The 21493-nt window shown below is 64.5% G+C and carries 19 protein-coding genes; 5 read left to right on the forward strand and 14 right to left on the reverse strand.

Features of this window, described 5'->3' with window-relative positions; all coding sequences use genetic code 11:
• Positions 1-171: 171 nt before the first annotated feature.
• Positions 172-1158: a bifunctional riboflavin kinase/FAD synthetase gene (locus JDV76_RS06880; protein WP_198736111.1), complete on the reverse strand. Its 987-nt coding sequence runs from the start codon at positions 1156-1158 to the stop codon at positions 172-174.
• A gap of 34 nt (positions 1159-1192) precedes the next feature.
• Between JDV76_RS06880 and truB the strand changes: the two genes are divergently transcribed.
• On the forward strand, positions 1193-2095 hold the full coding sequence (truB, locus tag JDV76_RS06885) for a tRNA pseudouridine(55) synthase TruB (RefSeq protein WP_198736112.1): 903 nt from the start codon (positions 1193-1195) through the stop codon (positions 2093-2095).
• Between the two features lie 7 nt (positions 2096-2102).
• Here truB and JDV76_RS06890 read toward each other — a convergent pair whose 3' ends face one another.
• From JDV76_RS06890 to rimP, 9 genes are all read right to left on the reverse strand, one after another.
• Positions 2103-2759, reverse strand: coding sequence for a 4'-phosphopantetheinyl transferase family protein (locus JDV76_RS06890; RefSeq protein WP_198736113.1), 657 nt, complete (start codon positions 2757-2759; stop codon positions 2103-2105).
• Positions 2752-3606 carry a metallophosphoesterase family protein gene (locus JDV76_RS06895; RefSeq protein ID WP_198736114.1) on the reverse strand — a complete coding sequence of 285 codons (855 nt, stop codon included), beginning with the start codon at positions 3604-3606 and terminating at the stop codon, positions 2752-2754. The genes JDV76_RS06890 and JDV76_RS06895 overlap by 8 nt, the downstream gene beginning before the upstream one ends.
• A gap of 8 nt (positions 3607-3614) precedes the next feature.
• A complete protein-coding gene (locus JDV76_RS06900; protein ID WP_198736115.1) occupies positions 3615-4976 on the reverse strand; it encodes an MATE family efflux transporter in 1362 nt (453 codons plus the stop codon).
• Positions 4973-5962, reverse strand: coding sequence for a DHH family phosphoesterase (locus tag JDV76_RS06905; RefSeq protein ID WP_248140806.1), 990 nt, complete (start codon positions 5960-5962; stop codon positions 4973-4975). The genes JDV76_RS06900 and JDV76_RS06905 overlap by 4 nt, the downstream gene beginning before the upstream one ends.
• A gap of 4 nt (positions 5963-5966) precedes the next feature.
• Positions 5967-6401 (reverse strand): 30S ribosome-binding factor RbfA, encoded by a 435-nt coding sequence (rbfA, locus tag JDV76_RS06910; RefSeq protein WP_198736117.1) that lies wholly within the window; start codon positions 6399-6401, stop codon positions 5967-5969.
• Positions 6402-6725: 324 nt separating this feature from the next.
• Positions 6726-9611, reverse strand: coding sequence for a translation initiation factor IF-2 (gene infB, locus JDV76_RS06915; RefSeq protein ID WP_198736118.1), 2886 nt, complete (start codon positions 9609-9611; stop codon positions 6726-6728).
• A 126-nt stretch (positions 9612-9737) separates the two neighbouring features.
• Positions 9738-10082, reverse strand: a complete 345-nt coding sequence (locus JDV76_RS06920; protein ID WP_198736119.1) for a YlxR family protein — start codon at positions 10080-10082, stop codon at positions 9738-9740.
• A gap of 438 nt (positions 10083-10520) precedes the next feature.
• Complete coding sequence (gene nusA / locus JDV76_RS06925) at positions 10521-11528, reverse strand: transcription termination factor NusA (protein ID WP_198736120.1); 1008 nt, start codon at positions 11526-11528, stop codon at positions 10521-10523.
• Complete coding sequence (rimP, locus tag JDV76_RS06930; RefSeq protein WP_198736121.1) at positions 11525-12100, reverse strand: ribosome maturation factor RimP; 576 nt, start codon at positions 12098-12100, stop codon at positions 11525-11527. The genes nusA and rimP overlap by 4 nt, the downstream gene beginning before the upstream one ends.
• Positions 12101-12150: 50 nt before the next feature.
• On the opposite strand from rimP, the gene JDV76_RS12910 reads away from it, so the two are divergent.
• Positions 12151-13086, forward strand: a complete 936-nt coding sequence (locus tag JDV76_RS12910) for a DUF4439 domain-containing protein (RefSeq protein WP_198736122.1) — start codon at positions 12151-12153, stop codon at positions 13084-13086.
• A gap of 17 nt (positions 13087-13103) precedes the next feature.
• On the opposite strand, the gene nagB is transcribed toward JDV76_RS12910, so the two are convergent.
• Together nagB and JDV76_RS06945 are read right to left on the reverse strand one after the other, a co-directional pair.
• On the reverse strand, positions 13104-13886 hold the full coding sequence (nagB, locus tag JDV76_RS06940) for a glucosamine-6-phosphate deaminase (RefSeq protein ID WP_198736123.1): 783 nt from the start codon (positions 13884-13886) through the stop codon (positions 13104-13106).
• Positions 13887-14062: 176 nt separating this feature from the next.
• The gene (locus JDV76_RS06945; protein WP_198736124.1) at positions 14063-15814 is read right to left on the reverse strand and encodes a proline--tRNA ligase; all 1752 of its coding nucleotides are present in this window, start codon (positions 15812-15814) and stop codon (positions 14063-14065) included.
• A gap of 45 nt (positions 15815-15859) precedes the next feature.
• Between JDV76_RS06945 and yaaA the strand changes: the two genes are divergently transcribed.
• From yaaA to JDV76_RS06960, 3 genes are all read left to right on the forward strand, one after another.
• Positions 15860-16612, forward strand: a complete 753-nt coding sequence (gene yaaA / locus JDV76_RS06950; protein WP_198736125.1) for a peroxide stress protein YaaA — start codon at positions 15860-15862, stop codon at positions 16610-16612.
• A gap of 335 nt (positions 16613-16947) precedes the next feature.
• Positions 16948-17928: an ROK family protein gene (locus tag JDV76_RS06955; RefSeq protein ID WP_198736126.1), complete on the forward strand. Its 981-nt coding sequence runs from the start codon at positions 16948-16950 to the stop codon at positions 17926-17928.
• A 192-nt stretch (positions 17929-18120) separates the two neighbouring features.
• Positions 18121-19521, forward strand: a complete 1401-nt coding sequence (locus tag JDV76_RS06960; protein ID WP_198736127.1) for a sugar porter family MFS transporter — start codon at positions 18121-18123, stop codon at positions 19519-19521.
• A 226-nt stretch (positions 19522-19747) separates the two neighbouring features.
• Here JDV76_RS06960 and JDV76_RS06965 read toward each other — a convergent pair whose 3' ends face one another.
• Complete coding sequence (locus tag JDV76_RS06965; protein WP_198736128.1) at positions 19748-20530, reverse strand: hypothetical protein; 783 nt, start codon at positions 20528-20530, stop codon at positions 19748-19750.
• Entirely contained in the window at positions 20527-21432 is a 906-nt protein-coding gene (locus JDV76_RS06970; protein WP_198736129.1) for an ABC transporter ATP-binding protein, read from the reverse strand. Before JDV76_RS06970 ends, JDV76_RS06965 begins: the two co-directional genes overlap by 4 nt.
• Between the last annotated feature and the right edge of the window lie 61 nt (positions 21433-21493).

Consider the following 21493-nt stretch of genomic DNA (forward strand, 5'->3'; position numbering starts at 1 on the left):
GAGTATTCTCCTCTTACATAATTTCAGTCCACATGAAAATTCCGTGCGCCCAGCGTCACCGCTATCCGGCGTTCGACCGGATCGCGGGTGTACCCCGCACACGGGGAGCAACTGCTGTGGACCGCAGTCGCAAACCTCGGGCCACTATAGCACGCACGACTGTCGACGTTCTCACCCGTCCGACCGGTGCGCCTCCATGATCCTCCGGGTGCGACGCACATCCCGATCCATGGCGGTCAGCAGATCATCGACACCATTGAACGTCTCCATTCCCCTGAGATGCTCGATGAACTCGATCTCACAGTGCCTGCCGTAGAGATCCGCCTCCCGGTCGAGGACGAAGGCCTCGACACTACGGCGCTCATCACCGAAGGTAGGGTTCGTGCCGACCGAGATCGCGGTGATGTATCGGATACCCGGCTCCATGTTCCCGTCAACCGGACCCGCACCGGGGTCATCACCGATGGTGAACCAGCCGCAGTACACGCCGTCGGCGGGTATTGCGACGGTGTCCGGGAAGTAGAGATTGGCCGTCGGATAGCCGAGCTCCCGACCACCCCGACCAGCGCCACGCACGACCTCCCCAGACAGGCGGAAGGGCCGCCCGAGAGCCCAGTTCGCACGGGCGACGTCACCCTCATGCAGTAGCCCCCGGATGACCGAGGATGAGACGGTCATCCCGTCATCGGTGAGAAGATCCTGAACATCAACCTCGATACCGTACGCGGTGCCGAGCTCACGGAGGGTGTCGATGGTGCCGGAGGCGCGGTGTCCGAAAGTGAAGTTCTCCCCCACCACGACGGCGGCGGCTCTCAGCTTTTCCACGAGGACCGACGCGACGAACTCTTCGGGAGTCTGTTTCGCCATGCTCGTCGTGAAGGGGACGACGAGCATGTGGTCGACACCGAGCTCTCGGGCGAGATCGGCCCGGGTGGTCACGGTACCGAGCATCGGGGGAAGTTTGTCGGGGGCAAACACCGCCATCGGGTGCGGATCGAAGGTCATGAGGACCGCGGGAACCCCGAGCTCGCGAGCCCGACGCGTCGCCGCCGCGATGAGTCTCCGGTGTCCGCGGTGGACCCCGTCGAAGACGCCGATTGTCACCACCGAACCTTCAAGGTCGGCGGGTATCTTCTCCAGTCCGTGCCAAATGTCCACTGGTTCAGATTACGTGATCGCCTAAACTGTCCGCATGACTGATCCCCTCGCCACATCCGGACTCGTTATCGTGGACAAGCCTGTGGGGCTGACCTCGCACGATGTGATCGCCCGCCTCCGTCGGGCCTTCGGTACACGGAAGGTCGGGCACGCCGGCACACTCGATCCGATGGCAACCGGGGTCCTGGTCGTCGGCCTCGAGCGTGGCACCCGGTTCCTGGCCCACCTGGTGGCTGAGACGAAGTCCTACACGGGAACGATCCGGCTCGGTGTCTCGACGTCGACAGACGATGCGGACGGAAAAATCGTCGCCACCGCAGCGGCGGGTGCGATAGCCGGGCTGGATGACACTACGATCACCGCAGCGCTCGAGAATTTGCGGGGGCCGATCATGCAGAAACCAAGTGCTGTGAGCGCGATCAAGATCGACGGCAAGCGGGCGTATGAGCGCGTGCGGGCGGGAGAGGCCGTAGACATCCCGGCTCGACCGGTGACCCTCCACCGGCTAGAGGTCACGGATCTGCGTCGCGACGCAGAACACGTCGACATCGATATCGACGTCCTGTGCTCCTCCGGGACGTACATCCGTTCCCTCGCACGCGACCTCGGGGCGGCACTCAGCGTCGGGGGCCACCTCACCGCACTCCGACGCACGTCGGTGGGGCCATTCGATATCTCTCGTGCCCGCCCACTGGCGGAGATCATGGATCAGCCGGAGTTGTCCCTGAGCCTCGACGAGGCGCTCGTTGCGTCCTTCCCGGTGCTCGAAATCACCGATGGCGAGGGGGCTGCTCTCGCGATGGGGAAATGGCTGGAACCCCGTGGCCTGGAGGGGGTCCACGCCGCGGTCACACCCGACGGCCGAGCGGTGGCCCTGGTGAAGGAGGGGCGGAAGCGTCTCGCAACAGTGTTCGTCGCCCGTCCGTCGACCCTCTGACCCGTCTCTAGGTGACCGCCGTGGTTGCGATCACGTAGCCGTCCCGCATCACCCACCTGCCTGCGATGAACGGCACAGGAGTCGGGCGGACCAGCAGGTAGGACACGAAAGTTCCGTCGAGGCGCAGATCGATCTCGGCCTGTTCGAAACCGAGCCAGCGGTGGGTCAGCGGAAACCACGCTTTGTAAGTGGCTTCCTTCGCGCAGAACAACAGGCGGTCCGCCCCCCTGATGCCCGCGTCCCGGAACTTCTCCAGCTGGGGAAGCTCGCCCTCCCGCGCGATCGAACCGAGTATGCCCTCGGGCAGCTCCTGTGCAGGTTCGGCATCGAGCCCGAGTGATCGGACGAGGAGGGACGGCGCGACCACCGCCGCGCGGAATCCCCCGGTGTGCGTGAGCGACCCGGACACCGCGGGCGGGAACAGGGGCATGCCGCGTTCACCCCTCAGGATCGGCGTCCCCGTCTCCCGGCCCAACTGGTCGAGTGCCCGGTGCGCGCACCAACGGGCATCACCGAACTCCGCCTTGCGGACATCGAGAGAGTGGGTCACCAGGGCCTTCTCCAGGGGGTGCAGCCCGTTGAAGTTGGTGAGGTCGTTCACCCCGATCTCGGTCTTCACCCAGCAGAATCTGGCGGAGTTCGGGAACAGATCACCGTCAAGCATCCCGCACCTCCAACACCGGGTACGGCCAGATCCACTCCCCCAACCGGTGCCGGTTCCATTCCCGTGGATAGCCGAGCGAGACCTCAATGTGCGGAACACCGTCGACCACTGTGATTCCGGGAGTGTGCAGATGCCCGTAGACCACGGCACGGGCCCCGTACCTTTGCGCCCAGGTACGCGTGTGTCGGGTACCGCACCAGAGCGACAGTTCGGGGAAGGCGATCTTCTTCACCGGTTCGATGACCAGGGGCCAGTGGTTGATGAGGATGGTCGGACCGTCGACCTTGCTGAGCCGTTTGATCGAATACGCGAGCCGATCCCAACACCAGGCGCGGATATCGACGAAGGGGGCGATAGCGAACTGATCGGTCATGACGACCTGCCGGTCGTGCGCGGCTTGGATCGCCTGTTCCACGGTGTATCCGGTCTTGCGGAACGAGTAGTCGTAAAGGGTGAACAGGGGAACGATGGTGACCCCGTCAAAAACCGGGTACGGATCCTCGGGGGTGAGCACGTCGATCCTCCGACACCCGGCCACCAGCTCGTCGTACTTGGCCCGCCCCTGGTGTCTATCCGTGGATCGGCAGAACAACTCGTGGTTGCCGGGTGCCCAGATCACGCAGGCGAAGCGCTTGCGGAGCCGGGTGAGGATCTGCAGCACCAGGTCTGTGCGTTCAGCCACGTCCCCGGCGACGATAAGCCAGTCTGAGGGATCACGCGGTCGGATCGAGTCGATCATCTCCGCGTTGTCCTTCACTGCCCCGTGCAGGTCGGAGACCGCCCACAGGGTCCGTGTGACTCCGCCCGGTGAGTCGGACCCGCCGGAACCTCTGGAGGACGGTGACATGCGGTTCATTATGCCGTACCCGTGGCACTCCGGTCATCGGTTACCCCGCTTAACGCGGAGCTACCGGCCCGCGCCCACCTCATCGAGATGAATCGCCGGACCACGAACCCGAGTCGCAGAACCATGAAGGCCGTCAAACCGCACCAGACACCGGTGAGGCCCGTCCCGGTGAACAGCGCGAGCCACACCCCGGGAACGAAACCGATGAGGACGGATGCAATCGTCGCGTTTCGGAGATAGGCGACATCTCCGGCGCCGAGCAGGACCCCGTCGAGGGCGAACACCACGCCACCTGCGATGATCATCGCGACCATCAACCACCAGGGACCGCCCATGGCGCTCAACGTCTCCCCATCGGCGGTGAACACCCCGGGGATCACGGAATACCCGAGCACGAAAACGGCGGCGAGGACGGTGGCCAGGCCGCAGGAGAACACTGTGACCCGGGTACCGACCCTTCGTGCCAGCTGGGAGGTGCCGGCTCCGAGCGCAGCACCGGTCAAGGCCTGGGCAGCGATCGCGAGGGAGTCGAGGACGAGAGAGATGAAGTTCCACAGCTGCAGCAGCACCTGGTGGGCTGCGAGCGACGCCGCACCGAACCGGGCCGCCACCGCGGCCGCGGAAATGAACGCGACCTGGAACGACAGGGAGCGGGCGATGAGATCACGGCCCATCACCAGCTGCGTGCGCATGATCCGCAGGTCCGGTCGCCAGTCTCCTCCGTGCATCCGGGCGAGGCAGATCAGGAAGAGTATCGCGGTGACGGATTCACCGGTGAGATTCGCCCAGGCCGAACCGACGATTCCGATATGCCCCACGAGGTACGGGACGAGAATCGCTGACGGAATCACGCCGGCGAGGGTGAACCACAACGGCAGCCGGGTGTTCTGGATGCCCCGCAGCCATCCGTTTCCGGCCATCGTCACGAGTATCAGCGGGATGCCCATGCCTGCGACCCGAAGCCACGTCGTGGCTTCTGCGGCGACGACCGCATCACCGGCCAGCCACAGGGTCAGCCATGGCGCGCCGGCGAGGATCACCACCGCTATCACCAGACCGACAGTCAGTGCCACCCACGTCGCCTGGATGCCTTCACCGACCGCGGCGCGCTTCTCCCCTGCACCGTAGAGTCTGGCGGAGCGCGCGGTAGTTCCGTAGCTGAGGAAGGTCAGCTGCGTGGTCACCATCGCCTGAATGGTGGTGGCTGCGCCGAGGGCTGCGAGTTCGTGTTGCCCGAGACGCCCGACCACGGCCGTGTCAAGCAGGAGATAGAGGGGTGTCGCGGCGAGCACACCGAGTGCCGGGAGGGCGAGGCCGAGAATCTCTCCGAGGCTGACCTTCTCCAGGTTCCTGGCCGTCCTGTCGGTCACGTGTCATTCTCCGGCGTGTGCAGGGCGTGTGCGTGTTCACCGACGGCACGGCGCACCACCGACAGGACCGTGTCCCTCGTTCCCCGGACGGTCGCGCCTGCGGCCAGGAGGTGCCCCCCGCCCCCGAGCGACATCGCCACAGAAGCGACGTCATGGTCCGTGGAACGCAGTGAGATGGACCAGACGTCGGGCTGGTTCTCCTTGAGCAGAACACCGACTCCCTGTCCCGTGGCCCGGATGAATTCGGTGAGGGCTTCGACCGTCTCCGGATTCGTTTCCGTGATGATGGCATGGTCGGCGGTGAGCAGCGTCATACCGGGGCCGTCGGAATAGACCTCGACTCCGGCCAGTACCCGCCCGATGATCTTCAGGGAATCCGGGGTCGTCGCATCCATGAGATCGACGGCGATCGCCCGGGTATCGATGCCCCGTTCCATGAGGTCGGCAGCCATGAGATGCATGCCGGGGCTGCCCCAGCGGAAACTGCCGGTGTCGGTGACCAGCCCGGCGTAAAGCGCGTGGGCGATGTCCCGGGTGATGTCGTCCCCCGCACCGGTGAACCAGCGGTACAGGATCACGGTCGTTGATTCAGCGTCCGGATCAATGAGGTCGACGGTCCCGAAACCCGTGTTCGACGCATGATGGTCGATGACGAGAACCCGGTCGTGTGCATCGATACCCTCCGCGCAGGCACCGGTACGCCCGAGATCACCGCAGTCGACCGTCACGACCAGGTCCGTGTCCGGAAGCCGGTCCACGAGCCGGATGCCGCGGGAGCCGGGGATGGTGTGCAGGTTCGCCGCGATGGGATCATCCTGCCCAATAACACCAATCGCGTCGATCCCTCGCTGACGGAGCACCGATGCCATCGCGCACACGCTCCCGATCGCGTCGGCGTCGGGACGGATGTGCCCGACGACGACGGCGCTGGAAACAGAGTCCGTGTCAATCAGTTGCTCAGCGGCGGTGAAGTCCCGGTCCGCCACGGTGTCAGTTCTCCTCAGTGCGGTACGGGTTTTCCTCCCCCACGGGCTTCGCGTTCTGGCGGAGCTTCGCGAGCTCCTCATCGCGGGCCCTGGCCTTGGCGAGCAGCTGCTCCATGTGGTCCGCCGTCTGCGGAACGGTGTCGTGTGCGAAGACGAGAGTGGGCGTGAACCGGACACCGAGATCGTCACCGACAAGCTTGCGGAGCTGGCCACGGTAGCGCTTGAGCGCTTCTGCCGCGCTGGGGACGTCCGGTTTTTCGTCGAGGGTTGCGCCGCGGACGGTGTAGAAGACCGTCGCCTCATGCAGATCCCCGGTAACCTTGCAGTCCGTAATGGTGATCAGCTCCAGGCGTCGATCGTTGATCTCGTTCTCGATCGCGGTCGCGACGATCATCTGGATGCGCTTGGCCATGCGGGCGGCGCGGGCGTGGTCGACCATGGTCGGGACTCCTCACGGATTCGAGGGACGCTGTGTGTCCCCGGGGATTGCTCCACCGGTGTCCGGATCGGTATTCGGCCCAGTGGTTGTACGGTGCCCGATCCTACCCGTCCTGGAGCGAGTGTCCGCTGTCACCCCTCCCGGATGTCGCCCATCCGTCTGTCGCTGTGGACCCGGGGAATGACGGTGGGGTCGCGAGAAGGGATGCGGGAACCGCCACCGGATCGAACCGTGCCTGTGAAGACTCCTCCGACGGTGAAACACGAAACCACCCCGTCCCCCGGAGACTCCCGGGAACGGGGTGGTTCGTCAGAGCCTCACCGATCAGTCGCGGGGAACCTCGACCTGCTCGTAGGCCTCAACGATGTCACCGACGGAGATGTCCGGGTAGGACAGCACCATGCCGCACTCGTAGCCTGCGGACACTTCGGTGGCGTCGTCCTTCTCGCGGCGGAGAGAGACGATCGTGGCCTTCTCCACGACGACGTTACCGTCGCGGATGAGACGGACCGACGCGTTACGGCGGACCTTGCCGGATTCGACCATGCAACCTGCGATGAGGCCGACTGCGGAAGCCTTGAAGAGCGCCCGGATCTCGGCGCGACCGATCTCCCGCTCCTCGTAGACGGGCTTCAGCATGCCCTTGAGGGCCTGCTCGATCTCCTCGATGACCCGGTAGATGACCGAGTAGTAGCGGATCTCGACGCCTTCGGTGTTGGCCTCTTCAGTGGCCTTGCCTTCGGCACGGACGTTGAAGCCGATGATCACGGCGTCTGACGCCGCGGCCAGTGAGACGTTGGTCTGCGTGATCGCACCGACACCACGGTCGATGATGTTCAGCTGGACCTCGTCGTCGACCTCGATCTTGAGCAGGGCCTCCTCCAGCGCCTCGACGGAGCCGGCGTTGTCGCCCTTGAGGATGAGGTTGAGTGTCGAGGTCTCCTTGAGCACCGCATCCAGATCCTCGAGGGAGACGCGCTTGCGGCTCCGCGCGGCGAGCGCGTTGCGCTTGCGTGCGGCGCGCTTGTCGGCGATCTGGCGGGCAATCCGGTCGTCCTCGACCACGAGTAGGTTGTCTCCGGCACCACAGACGGCGTTGAGTCCCTGCACCTGGACCGGACGCGACGGTCCGGCTTCTTCGACGTCATTGCCGTACTCGTCAACCATGCGACGGACACGGCCGTGAGCGCCACCGGCGACGATGGAGTCGCCGACGCGGAGGGTACCGCGCTGAACGATGACGGTGGCAACGGGGCCGCGGCCACGGTCGAGGTGCGCCTCGATGGCGACACCCTGAGCGTCCATATCGGGGTTGGCGACGAGTTCGAGCTCGGCATCGGCGGTCAACAGCACGGCTTCGAGGAGTGCCTCGATGTTCGTGCCCTGCTTAGCCGAGATGTCGACGAACTGGGTATCACCGCCGTATTCCTCGGGAACGAGACCGTACTCGGTGAGCTGGCCGCGGATCTTCTCCGGGGAGGCACCCTCCTTGTCGATCTTGTTCACCGCGACGACGACGGGGACGTCAGCGGCCTTGGCGTGGTTGATCGCCTCGACCGTCTGCGGCATGACACCGTCATCCGCCGCGACCACGAGGATCGCGATGTCCGTTGCCTTGGCACCACGGGCACGCATAGCGGTGAAGGCCTCGTGACCGGGCGTGTCCAGGAGGGTCAGCGCGCGCGGCTGATCCTCGAGGTTGACGGTCACCTGGTAGGCGCCGATGCCCTGGGTGATTCCGCCGGCCTCGTCACCGCCGACGTTGGTTTTGCGGATCGTGTCGAGCAGTCGGGTCTTACCGTGGTCGACGTGGCCCATGACGGTGACCACCGGGGGACGCTTGGCGAGTTCTTCCGCGTCGCCTTCGTCCTCACCAAACTGCAGGTCGAAGGACTCCAGCAGCTCGCGGTCCTCGTCCTCAGGCGAGACAACCTCAATTTTGAAGTTCATCTCCTCGCCGAGGAGAACCAGGATCTCGTCCGACACGGACTGGGTCGCGGTGACCATCTCGCCGAGGTTGAACAGGACCTGGACCAGGCTCGACGCATCGGTGTCGATCTTGTCGGCGAAGTCCGACAGGGAGGCACCACGGGCGAGCCGCAGGCTGGCGCCGCGACCGTCGGGCAGACGAACGCCGCTGACGACGTTCGGGGCCTGCATCGCCTCGTACTCGTTGCGCTTCTGCCGCTTCGACTTGCGTCCACGACGGGGAGCGCCACCGGGGCGTCCGAATGCACCGGCGGTACCGCCGCGGCGACCGCCGCGACCGCCACCACCGCGCCCGAAGCCGCCGGGACCGCCGGGGCCACGTCCACCGGGACCACCGGAGCGTCCGCCGCCGGCGGACTTCTGCGGCATGGCACCGGGGCTCGGGCGTTCCGGCATCATCGCCGGAGTCGGACGACGTCCACCGCCCTGGCGCTCCGGAGAGGATCCGGTTCCCGGACGCCCGCTAGGACGCCCGCCCTGGGCGCCGCCCGGACGGGGACCGCCACCGGGGCGAGGTCCTGCAGCACCGGGACGTCCCCCCTGGGCGCCACCGGGGCGCGGGCCACCAGGACGGGGACCACCACCCGGACGTGGGCCGCCACCGGGGCGGGGCTGGGTGCGCTCGGTACCGGTAGAGAAGGGGTTGTTGGCTACGCGGGGTGCGCGTGCTCCGGGCTTGGGGCCGGGCTTAGCCATGGGACGCGGCATCGGGGAACGTCCCTCGGATGCGGACTTATCCGCATCGTCCTTCTTCGGCGCGGCGGAAGCCGGAGTCGCCTTGGCTGCTGCGGGGGCCGCATCAGCCGGGGTCGGTGCCGAGGGCTTCTTGGCCGGCGGGGTGTCATTCTTGGTTTCCGCGACGGCCTCGACCGGGGTTGCGACGGGCTTCTCGGCAGGCTTATCCGACGCGGACTTCGCGGCTGCGGGTTTCGCGGCTGCGGGTTTCGGCACGCTACCGGGCTTCGGCGCAGGACCGGGCTTGGCACCGGGCTTCACGCCGGTGGAGGTCTTCTTGTCGCCGGCAGGCTTGTCACCACCACCGTTGTCGACACCGATCCCCTTCTCGGCGTAATAGGCCTGCATCTTCTTCACGACCGGTGATTCAACGGTCGATGATGCTGTCTTGACAAACTCGCCCTGCTCTTTGAGCGAGGCAAGCAGTTCCTTGCTTGTTATACCGAGCTTCTTAGCGAGCTCATGTACACGTAGCTTTCCGGGCACTTCTCTCCTTGTAGGTTTAGCTCCAGGCGGATCGAAGGCCGGCGGACCGCGCGTTCTTCAGATCAGCAGGCTGCCGGGTTCTCCGAGCGCCTGAAGATGTAGCGTGTGACGTTCATCGCTGATGCTTCATCGTGTGCTCATCAGTGTTCGTGTCTTTCCTGGGGTAGGTGGTTCGACGGCGTGTTCCCGTATCCAGGTACGCACCGCCTCGGTGTCCACGGAGGTGGACACCCGCAGCGCACGGTTAAACGCGCGCCGTTTCTCTGCCAGCTCCAGTGCCTCCAGGCTCGGTGTGAGCCATGCGCCACGCCCCGGTTTCCGGCGGGCCGGATCCGGGATGAGGCGCTCGGAATTGGAAGCGTCGACGACAATCCGCAGTAACTGCGTATCCGCTGTGCGTTCACGGGTGGCTATACAGGTACGCATACGGATACCGGTAGGTGCCTCGGCACTAGGTCCGGTCTTCCGCATTCGTCTCCTCGTTGCACTCGTCACCATCGGTGTGATCCGGCGGTGCGTCGGGCAGAGCAATCGTGTCCCACCTGGGACACGTCATCTGTCTCGACGTCTGTTAATGTCGCCACGCGCTTCATCGGGTGATGATTCTCCGACAGTGACTCGGGCGATTCCCGGGGATCCACTCCCCCACTAGACACAGCGTTTCCACTGTCTCCACTGTTCCCACGTTTCCACTGCGCTCACGGGGAGAACAGGGATGATCAGGAGAGATCGCAAATCCCACGGTCAAGCGCCTTCGTCGGCACGGGCCTCATACAAGCCTACGCGAAGAAGCCCACAAATGTGAACCCGCCCGACGCCCCCGCGCAGGGGCATCGGGCGGGCGTCAGGCAGTAAGCAGCCGGGAATTACCCCGTTGTGGTTATCGGCTGACGGTCGAGCCGGAAGAAATCAGCGTTCCACCGGATCGGCATCGGAGTGGATATCGATCTTCCATCCGGTAAGCCGCGCCGCCAGGCGGGCATTCTGACCCTCTTTACCGATCGCGAGCGAGAGCTGGTAGTCCGGCACGGTCACCCTGGCGACCTGCATGTCGGGGTCAATCACCTCGACGCGCACAACCTTTGACGGCGCGAGAGCGTTTCCGACGAACTCCGCGGGATCCTCCGAGTAGTCGATGATGTCGAGCTTCTCCCCATCAAGCTCACCCATGACGTTCGAGACGCGTTGCCCGCGCGGCCCGATGCAGGCGCCCTTCGCGTTGAGTCCTTTGACGGTTGCGCGGACCGCTACCTTCGATCGGTGCCCGGCTTCTCGGGCGATACCTGTGATCTCCACGGAGCCGTCGGCAACTTCGGGGACCTCCAGTTCGAACAGACGCCGGACCAGTTCAGGATGTGTGCGGGAGAGGTTGATCTGGAGGTTGCGCTGTCCCTTGGTAACACCGACGATGTAGCACTTCACACGGTCACCATGCTTCAGCTTCTCTCCCGGTATCTGCTCGGCGGGCAGCAGGATACCGTCCTGGCCGTCCACCTCAGTACCGAGGCGAACGACGACGATGCCCCGTTCGTTCGCGCGGGCGTCTGCCTGGACGATGCCGCTGATGACTTTTCCCTCGAATTCCGCGTACTCACCGAAGGCGCGTTCGTTCTCCGCGTCCCGCATCCGGCGGATGATCGCCTCCCGGACCACACCGGCGGAGACCCGGGCGAAATTGTTCGGCGTGTCATCGAACTCGGAGACGACCTCCCCGTCACCATCGAACTCGGTGACGATGACGGCGACGGACCCCGTGGAAGCGTCGATGTCGATCCGAGCCCGGGTGTTCTCACCGGTGTCTCCGGTATGCGTGTGGTAGGCCTGCAGGAGCGCCCGTCCGATGGTGGTGAGCATGTCGTTGACGCTGATACCGCGTTCCTTCTCGATACTCTTCAGTGCCGCGACATCAATATTCACTTGTTTTCCTCCCGCTTGGACAGCGCATCTTCGTAACTGAGATCCGCCAGAGCGGCTTCTGCCGCCGACGGTTGTGAGAACTCAATTTCTACCACTGCGGTGGTATCGGACCCAATCCCGGCCAGCCGGAGTGTGTCGATGGTCACGTCCTTACGGCCTTTTTCCGGCCTGCGGATGAGGATGACGGCACTCTCCTCCTCATTGAGCGCGCCGATTCGCCCGAATTCCGTGTGCCCGTCCCTGGTCAACGCGACGAGCCTGCCGCGGTTCCGGCGCCAGTGTCGGGGGCGAGTCAAGGGATGCTCGATTCCCGGTGTCCCCACCTCGAGGGTGTAGCCCTGTCCACCGAACTCGATGTCCCCCCGTTCCTCGGCGCCATCGAAAGCCGCCGAAATCTCCTGGGAGACGCTCTCCAGGAGGTCCAGATCGGGACGTTCGTCACCGTCGAGAGCCACCGTGACGGAGGACTTCGCCCCGGCACGATTCACACGGAGTTTCTCGACGTCGAGAGCGTGCGCCCCCGCGATCGGTGCGACCAGTTCGGTCAGGGTCTGTTCAGTTGGGAATGCCATGGACCCAACCCTACCGTGCCGGAACATCCACCCGGGTACACTGATGCGCCGTGAAACGCCGTCGCTTCAGCCGTCCCATGATGGCTCCCGTCACCACGCTGTCCCTGCTCCTCGCCGGGTGCCTCTCGGCCTGTCAGATCACGCCGTCCCCGGAACCTGACCCGGCCCTCGCCGTGCTCTCCGCGGACGCGCATATCGATGTCGCGGAGTTGTCCGGTACCGACCCCAGGGGCGCAGCGGTGCGAGAGCGGCACGCCGAAGCTCTCGATGCCGAGATCCGGCGACTGTGTGGTGTGCTGGAGGACGGGTCGACACCGGACTCCTGCACCGTGCCGGTGTCGACTGATGCAGCGGTTTCGGTTGACACCGGATCCGGTGACGTTCTGCCGGACTCCGCCGCGTTGATCGCCCGCAAAGCGGCCTCCGCACCGAAGGACTCCGTCCTGAAGCTGGCCCGCATGCACGGGGAACTCGCGGTCATCACCGGCACCACCCCGGAACCGTCGGCGACCGGGAAGTTCGTGGACGGCACCGTCCTCGCCCCTGACTCAGCCGACCTGAAGGCCGCGGAACGGGCCCTGGAGTGGCAGTATTCCGCGATCTACGGTCTCGGGGTGGCCCAGGCCTGGGCCGATTCCGGGACCGCCGCGGTAATCGGAGAAGCGGTGGATGTCCACCGGCAGCTGGCGAACCAACTCCATGAACTTCTGTCCGGGGTCCCGGGAGCGCGGTCGCCCGTGCCCGCCGCCGGCTACGAGTTCTCAGGCGGCGACGCGCCGACCGATCCGGATTCGGCCCTTGCCGCGGCCGTCCGGATAGAGACCGATTCGGTGCTGATGTGGCAGGCCGCTGCGGCTGGCGCCGAGAAGCCGGGTTGGCGGGTGTGGTGTCTGCTCGCCGGTTCGACCGCGACGCTGCGGGCAGTCCCGCTCCTCGCGATAGCCGGAACAGATCCGGCCGCGGCGGGCCTGCTCGACCTGGAGTGACCAGAGCGTCAGCCTCGTCAGATCGGTTGCCACTCGGGCTTGTTGTCGAACGCATAGCGGTAGTAGTCCGCGTTGACGAGCCCGCCCGCAGCGTCCTCGTCGATGATGACGGTCGCGTGGGGGTGGAACTGCAGTATCGAGGCCGGGCACAGGGCGGATACCGGGCCCTCGACCGTCGCCGCTACCGCAGCCGCTTTCCCCCCACCGGTGGCCAGCAGAAGGAGGTGGTCCGCCTCACTGATCGTCCCCAATCCTTGGGTGAGCACGTGGTGGGGGACCTTGCTCTCGTCGTCCCCGAAGAACCGAGCGTTGTCCGCGATGGTCTGCGGATGGAGGGTCTTCAACCTGGTCCGCGACCGCAGTGACGAGCCCGGCTCGTTGAACCCGATATGCCCGTCGGTGCCGATACCCAACAACTGGACGTCCACTCCCCCGGCCGCCGCAATCGCCTGATCGTAGGCTATCCCGGCCGCCGTCGGGTCATCGGCGAGCCCGTCGGGACTGTGTACATCGGCATCCGGGATATCGATGTGGGAGGTGAAGTTGTCGCGGATGAAACGGTAGTAGCTCTGCTCGTGGGTACGGGCGAGACCGACGTATTCATCGAGGAGGAAGGCCCGACAGTGCGCGAAGCTCAGGCCTTCATCCCGGTGTCTGCGGATGAGCTCCCTGTACATCGCCAGCGGCGTGGAACCGGTGGCTAAGCCCAGGGTGGCGGAATCGCGGCGCGCGTACTCGGCGAAGACATCAGCGGCGACGCGTGCGACGGCGTCGGCGTCGGGTTGAATGATGACCTCCATGTCAGGGGTCGTCCTTTCTCCTCGGGGTCGTGACCATCGGTTAGATACCGGTGGAACAGCCGCCGTGTGCGGCACCTCCAATTCAACACCAAACGCGGCGTGTCAGACAGGAAAATCGGCGAAGGGTGTTCCCTGCCGCCGATTTTTCTTTGCCCGAAACTCAACACACCTAGTTGTCAGACAAGGGACCGTACCTCGTTAAGAACATCCGACACCGGAACCTCACGTACCTCACCGGACTCACGAATACGGAGTTCCACGATTCCATCCGCGAAACTACGCCCCAGAACAACAACGAAGGGCATACCCAACAGTTCGGAATCCTTGAACTTCACGCCGGGACTGACCTTGGGTCGATCGTCGAAAAGCACCTCAAGGCCCGAGTCGGACAGTTCTCCCACTAGCGTCTCCGCGGCTTCGGTCGCGTCAACGTTCTTGTTCGCCACCACAACGTGGACCTGGAATGGCGCGACCGACACAGGCCAGTTCAGCCCCTTCTCGTCATAACGCTGTTCGGCGATGACCGCGACCAATCGCGAGACACCGATTCCGTAGGATCCCATGGTGGGGACGGACCGCTTGCCGTTCTCATCGAGGATCTGCAGTTCCAGCGCTTCGGAGTATTTGCGCCCGAGCTGGAAGATGTGGCCGATCTCGATGCCCCGGGCGAGACGCAACGCGCCCTGGTTGTCCGGCGCCGGGTCTCCTTCCCGGATCTCAGCGGCCTCGATGTAGCCATCCGGGGTGAAATCCCGACCGGCAACACAGTTGACCACGTGGCGTCCCTCAGCATCCGCACCCGTGATCCAGGACGTACCGGGGACCACCCGGGGATCAGCGAGGACCGGCACGCCGTTGGCGGCCAGTCCTCGGGGACCGATGTACCCCTTGACGAGGAACGAGGTGGCGGCGAAGTCCTTGTCAGAGACGAGCTCGACGGCGGAGGGTTCCACTGAAGCCTCTAGACGCTTCATGTCGACCTCCCGGTCACCCGGGACGAGAATGCCGGTCAGTTCCGGCTCCTCGCCAGGGCGGGTGATCTTCACCACAAGGCACTTCAACGTGTCCGCGGCAGTGACCTCCCGCTCATCGACTCTGATTCCCGCACGATTGGCCCACTCCACCAGTTTGTCGATCGTCTCGCATTCGGGACTGTCGTACTCCAACGCCGCAGGCTGCCCCTCGATGGGCTTCTCCTCGGCCCGCGGCGTGATGACCGCCTCCGCATTCGCCGCATAGTCTCCCTCCGTCGCACGGACGAAGGTGTCTTCCCCGTTCTCGCAGACGGCGAGGAACTCCTCCGAAGCTGATCCACCCATCGCACCGGACGTGGCGGCACAGATGACGTAATCAATGCCCATACGATCGAAGGAGTTGATGTACGCCTGTCGGTGCTTCATGTAAGCGGCGGCCAGCCCATCATCGTCCATGTCGAAGGAATACGAATCCTTCATCGTGAACTCACGGCCCCGCAGGATACCCGCACGCGGGCGCTCCTCGTCTCGGTACTTCGTCTGGATCTGGAACAGGATCGCCGGGAAATCCTTGTAAGAGGAATACATGTCCTTGACTAGCCCGGTAAACATCTCCTCATGCGTCGGGCCAAGCAGGTAGTCATTTCCCTTGCGGTCCTTGAGTCGGAAGAGGTTGTCGCCGTACTCCGTCCATCGACCGGTCTGCTCATAGGGTTCCCGGGGAAGCAACGCGGGCAGGCAGATCTCCTGCCCACCGATGGCCTCCATCTCCTCGCGGACGATGCTCTCGATCTTCCGCAGCGTGCGCAGGCCGAGCGGAAGCCAGGAGTACACACCGGGTGCCGCCCGGCGAATGTACCCGGCGCGAACCAGGAGCTTGTGGCTGGGGACCTCAGCCTCAGCCGGGTCGTCGCGCAGAGTGCGCAGGAATAGGGTGGACATGCGTGTGATCATGAGCGCCAATATACCCGCCCGCCCCCACGGGTTAGGGTGGTGACCATGCTCATTGTCCTGCCCCCTTCCGAAACCAAAGCCAACGGTGGCGACGGTGCCCCACTCGACCTCGGCGCCCTGTCCTTCCCTGAGCTCAACCCCGTTCGCAAGTCAATCGCGGATGCACTGCTTGCCCTCGATGACGTCGCGATGCGCGAGGCGCTGAAGATCAGCACGAAGCTGGACGGTGAGATCACCGCGAACCGCGAACTCTGGGCGTCACCCACGATGCCCGCGATCCGGAGGTACACCGGCGTACTCTACGACGCTCTCGACGCCGGTTCCCTGGATGCCGAAGCACTGTCGCGGATCACAATCGGTTCGGCATTGTTCGGTCTGGTCCGCGCCACAGACCAGATCCCCCACTACCGGCTGTCGGGTGGTTCAAAAATTCCGGATACCGGTGCGGCCACGTCACCGACGATGAAATCCCGCTGGGGAAAGAGGATCACCGAAGCACTGCGCGCAGCAGCGCCGTCGAAGGGGCCGGTCGTGGACCTGCGCTCCGGCGCCTACCTCACCCTCGGTCCTCTACCCGGCGCCATCACCGTGCGGGTGGAATCGGTGCAGGAGGACGGGTCCCGAAAGGTGGTCAGCCATTTCAACAAGCACTACAAGGGAATCCTTGCCCGTGTCCTCGCCACCGCCCAGATCGACTTCGGTCCGACAGACGGGGCGCCGGAAATCGCAGCCGCTGCCCGGGATTCCGGATTGTCTGTCGAAATCACCGGATCGGACTCGCTGACACTCATCGTCTGACGGCCTGCACGGCAGAGCAGCTCAGGACACCTGAGCCGTTTTCTCGTCCGCCGTGACCAGGAATGATTCTCACCATCCGGAACGTGGCCTTCCACTAATAAAATGTTAGACCCATCATTACTGCATATCTGAGGAACGTCCTGTTGGGGCTCCCCTACACCCCCGGTATGGGGACGTTCTCCACATATCCCCCTATTCCGGGACAACGATTGGTAATACTCTGACATCAGGCCCATATGTCGGACGGAAGTACTCGGCAGGCGCCCCTGGATGTGACGGGATCGCCAGAGACATAGCGGGTCCAAACACAACCAACGCGACCCCAGGAAGCCAGAATGTCAGGGAATACTCGTCACCAGGTCACCACAACACCATGGGCACTGGGAATAGACGTCGGAGGTACAGCGATCAAAGCCGCCATCGTCGATCAGACAGGGGATACACACCACCCGCTCACCATTCCCACCCCCTCAGACCCACGCGTCTTCGCGGATACAGCGGTGAAAGTCACCAGAGAGCTTACCGGTTGGGCACGGTCGAATGGTGTCAGTACCGTCGACACCATCGGCATTAACATCCCCGGCATCATCGATGAGGTGCGCGGAATCTCGGTCTTCTCAGCGAACCTCGGATGGCGCAATGAACCGATCGCCGCGATGCTCGAAGATTCCCTACGCCGTCCCGTGGCACTCGGACACGACGTCCGCAGCGGAGCCCTCGCCGAATCCCGGTGGGGCGTCGCCTACCCCGATTTCTTCTTCCTCGCAATCGGTACCGGGATCTCCGCCGTCGTCATCAACGGACACCAGCCGATGACCACCTGGCAGTGGGCGGGTGAGATCGGACAGGTCCTCGTTCCCGGTTACGACGGTGCGCTGATGCCTCTCGAACAGGTCTGCTCGGCAGCCGGCATCGGACACCGGGGAGCGAGCCTCGGACTCGTACCGGAAGGCGCTGGATCCCGTGAGGTCTTCGAGCTGGTGGATCAGGGCAATGTACAAGCCACCGAAATCGCCGACACCGCCTGCGAGACGCTGGGCCGATTCCTGGCGCCAGTTGTCGCTACCCTGGGCCCCATCCCCGTCGTCATCAGCGGCGGCATGGCCGCACGAGGAGACAAACTTCTCACCCCGATACGGGAAGCACTGACTAGATACCTCGGTGTGGTCCCCGCACCAACCCACATTGAAGTAGCTCGGCTCGGTGTCGATGCCCAGGTCCGGGGTGCAGCGCTGAGGGCTTTCGACGCCTCCGGTTGCAAGATTCAACCGCAGAAAACACAGGAGACCGGGACTGACGCCGAGCCCTCCAACTAACACCCCGGTCTGTTCTGTCCCACCACAGGACAGGTCCACCGGACGACAGTGGGCGAATGAGCTCGTTGACGCCACACCTCCCATGGATATGACTCCTGGCAGCTCTTCCATTGCCGTCATCACACTTACCTTGTCACCTTCCGTTTCTTCCTACGGGGAATAACCCGTACAGAACCACCTGAAAGGTCAGTCATGTCCTTCATCCGTGATCTCAAATCCGCTCCCCCGGTCGGGCGTGCCATCGCACTCACCGCAGCGGCCCTCGGCATCACCTACGGCTACGACATTTCCAATATCGCGGCCGCACTGCTGTACCTGGAGAAAGACTTCGGTCTCGACACCACCGGGCAGGCGACGATGGCCACCGCCGTCGTCGTCGGTCAGATCTTCGGCGCGATCGCCGGCGGACCGATGGCCAACGCCATCGGACGGAAGAAGACGATGCTCATCGTCGCCGGTGGGTACGTCATCTTCTCGGTCGCCAGTGCCTTCGCCCCGACCGCCGGCCTCCTGGTGTTCCTCCGCGCGCTGCTCGGCGTGACCATCGGCCTGTCCATCACCGTCGTTCCGGTGTTCATCGCGGAATCCTCCCCCAACAGGATCCGTGGTGGCCTCCTCACCTCCTACCAGGTGACCACGGTCCTCGGTATCATCGTCGGTTACCTCGTGGGTTGGGGCCTATCCTTCTTCGAGAGCTGGCGCTGGATGCTCGGCGCCGCCGCCATCCCCGCGGCCATCGTGTTCGTCGCACTGCTCAAGATCAGCGAGACCCCGCAATGGCTGGTCATGAGGGGACGCACCGCAGAGGCCCGGGCTGTTCTGCTGAACATCAACTCACCGAAGGAAGCGGAGGAGGAATTCACATCTATCTCACAGTCCGTCAACCAGAACCGTGGCGGAAACGACCTCAAGCGTCTCGGTGAGATGTTCCGCGGTCCCATCTCCCGTGCGACGATCTTCGCCATCGCGCTCGGTTTCTTCATCCAGATCACCGGTATCAACGCGACCATCTACTACGCGCCCCGGATCTTCGAGCAGATGGGCTTCCACGGCACCGCTCAGCAGTTGCTCCTCCCCGCAGTCGTGCAGACCTTCGGCCTCGCCGCCGTCCTGGTCTCCATGGTGGTCATCGATTCCTTCGGCCGCCGCAAGGTTCTTCTCAGCGGCATCGCCACGATGATTCTCGCCGACATCCTGCTGATCCTCGTCTACCGCATGGGTTCCGAGTCCTCCACGGCGTTCCTGGTCCTCGGATTCATTGGCATCGTGCTCTTCACAATGGGGTTCACCGGTGGCTTCGGCGCGATCGTCTGGGTGTACGCCGGGGAACTGTTCCCCACCCGGTACCGGGCGCTCGGCGCTTCTCTCGTGCTGACTGCGGACCTCATCGCCAACGCCATCGTCGCGCAACTCTTCCCGCCGCTGCTGGAGGCGGTCGGCGGTGCCGGGGTGTTCGCCATCTTCGGTGTGTTCGCCGGGATCGCCTTCGTCACGGTCTTCCGTTACGCTCCGGAGACGAAGGGCCGCAAGCTGGAGGATATCCAGAGCTACTGGGAGAACGGCGCCACCTGGTCGGGGCCGGTCAAGGCCTGACATCTCCAGACTCCACCGGCGTCGCTGTCTGAACCCACGATACCGGCGGTATCGGAGCCCGGGCACCTGTGCATTTCGCACGGTAACCGGGCTCCATCTCACTTTCACCAGGTGGGAGGTTGTCCGGGTATAGGCGGCCTCCCGGGGCGATTCATCCGGTACGGCCGCCGACGATCCACGCGGGCCCGCCGCAATCACCGACCTGTCCGACTGGCCCCGACGCCGGTCAGCGGATCGCGCGTCTGGCGTCGGACCACCATGCGAGACCCCCCAGCACGACCACCCAACCGACCAGCGCGATACCACCCTGGAGCGGCGTGGCCGTGATACCCGGGATGGAGATTCCGTTGGCTATCCGCCCGGACAGGAAGGGGAGCACCCAACCGAGGTCCTTCAGTGTCTGGACGTTCAGGGCATAGACCATGGACTCGATGACGAAGACATCAGCGGCGAAGATCAGGGATGCGAGCACCGTCGAACGGGTTATCACGGCCAGAAGCGCGGCGAAAAGAACCGCGATGATGAACTTGATGAACTCGAACCGGAACTCCCGGAAATCCTCGTCTGAAATATCGACCGGGAGATGCTCCCCCATGAGGAGAAGGGCACCGTGGGCGAGTGCCAGTCCCAGGACGAGGGCCATGAGAGCACCGCTCAGGAGAACACCGATACGAATGGCGGTCCCTCTGCTCCTGTGATTGTCCACCATCCACATCCAGGCGATGGAGTGGTGCCGGTAGGCTCCTCCGACGATCGCTGCGGCAGCGAAGCCCGCAATGAGGAAGGACAGATCAGTGCCGACTGTGAGGTCACGGAGTGTCGCGGGCTCATCGTCTCCGGCGAGCCGTATCGCTACCGTAAGTGCCGGAATCACGAGTATCACGGCGGCGAGGAAAACCAGATGACTGCGGACCGACGTCAGTTCCGTGATAACGGCGGCGAGCAGCCCTCCGTAGCAGGGACGCCGATCTGTTCCGGTGGTCGGGAAAACCGGGGTTGAGGCGGTCATGATGAGGAGCTCCTGTAGGTGGTGGTGTCGGCTGTTGCAGTGAGGAAGACGTCTTCGAGGGACTGTTCCCGGGAAGCCAGGTGTGTGATCACGATTCCTGCCCCCTGGCACAGCCGGGCGATGCGCTCAGCGGTCGTGGTGTCCGCGCTGACGGTGATCAACCCGTCGGGCGCACGGTCGGCGGTGATGCCATGCTCTGCGAGGACCCGGACGGCGGCGTCCACATCGGTGCACCTGATCTCGTACATCGCATCCCCGACGAAGTCCGAGAGCGGTCCCTCCGCGATGAGTCTTCCCTGTCCGATGATCACGAGCCGGTCCGTGGTCACCGACATTTCGGAGAGCAGGTGTGAGGACACCAGCACAGCGCGTCCCTCCTCCGCGAGCTGCCGGGTCATCCGGCGCATCCAGATGACCCCTTCCGGATCCAGGCCGTTGACGGGTTCATCGAGGATGATGTGGCTGGGATCGCCGAGCAGAGCGCACGCGAGACCGAGCCGCTGCCGCATGCCGAGACTGTATCCGCCGACCCTCTTGTGCGCGACGGAGTGCAGGCCCACCCGGTCGAGCACAGTATCGACACGATCGACGTCGATACCGCCCGCTCGCGCCATCATGCGCAGATGTGCCTCTCCGCTTCGCCCCGGATGGAACCAGGAGGCATCGAGCAGCGCGCCGATGACGCGGGCCGGTGCAGGCAGCGTGGTGAAGCGATGTCCGTCGATGAGGGCGGTGCCCTCGTCCGGGCGTTCGAGTCCGCAGATCATGCGCATGGTGGTGGATTTTCCGGCACCATTGGGTCCGAGAAAACCCGTGACCTGCCCGTCGGGCACGGTTAAGGAGAGATCGTCGACGGCGACGGTACCGCCGTATCTTCTGGTGAGTGAACTGACTGTGATCATGTCTCCACGATCCCGCACCGGAGGGGTTACCCGCGTCCTCCCCTCCGCCGATTCCCCGGAT

This window comes from Corynebacterium marambiense (assembly GCF_016342275.1).
Classification (GTDB): domain Bacteria; phylum Actinomycetota; class Actinomycetes; order Mycobacteriales; family Mycobacteriaceae; genus Corynebacterium; species Corynebacterium marambiense.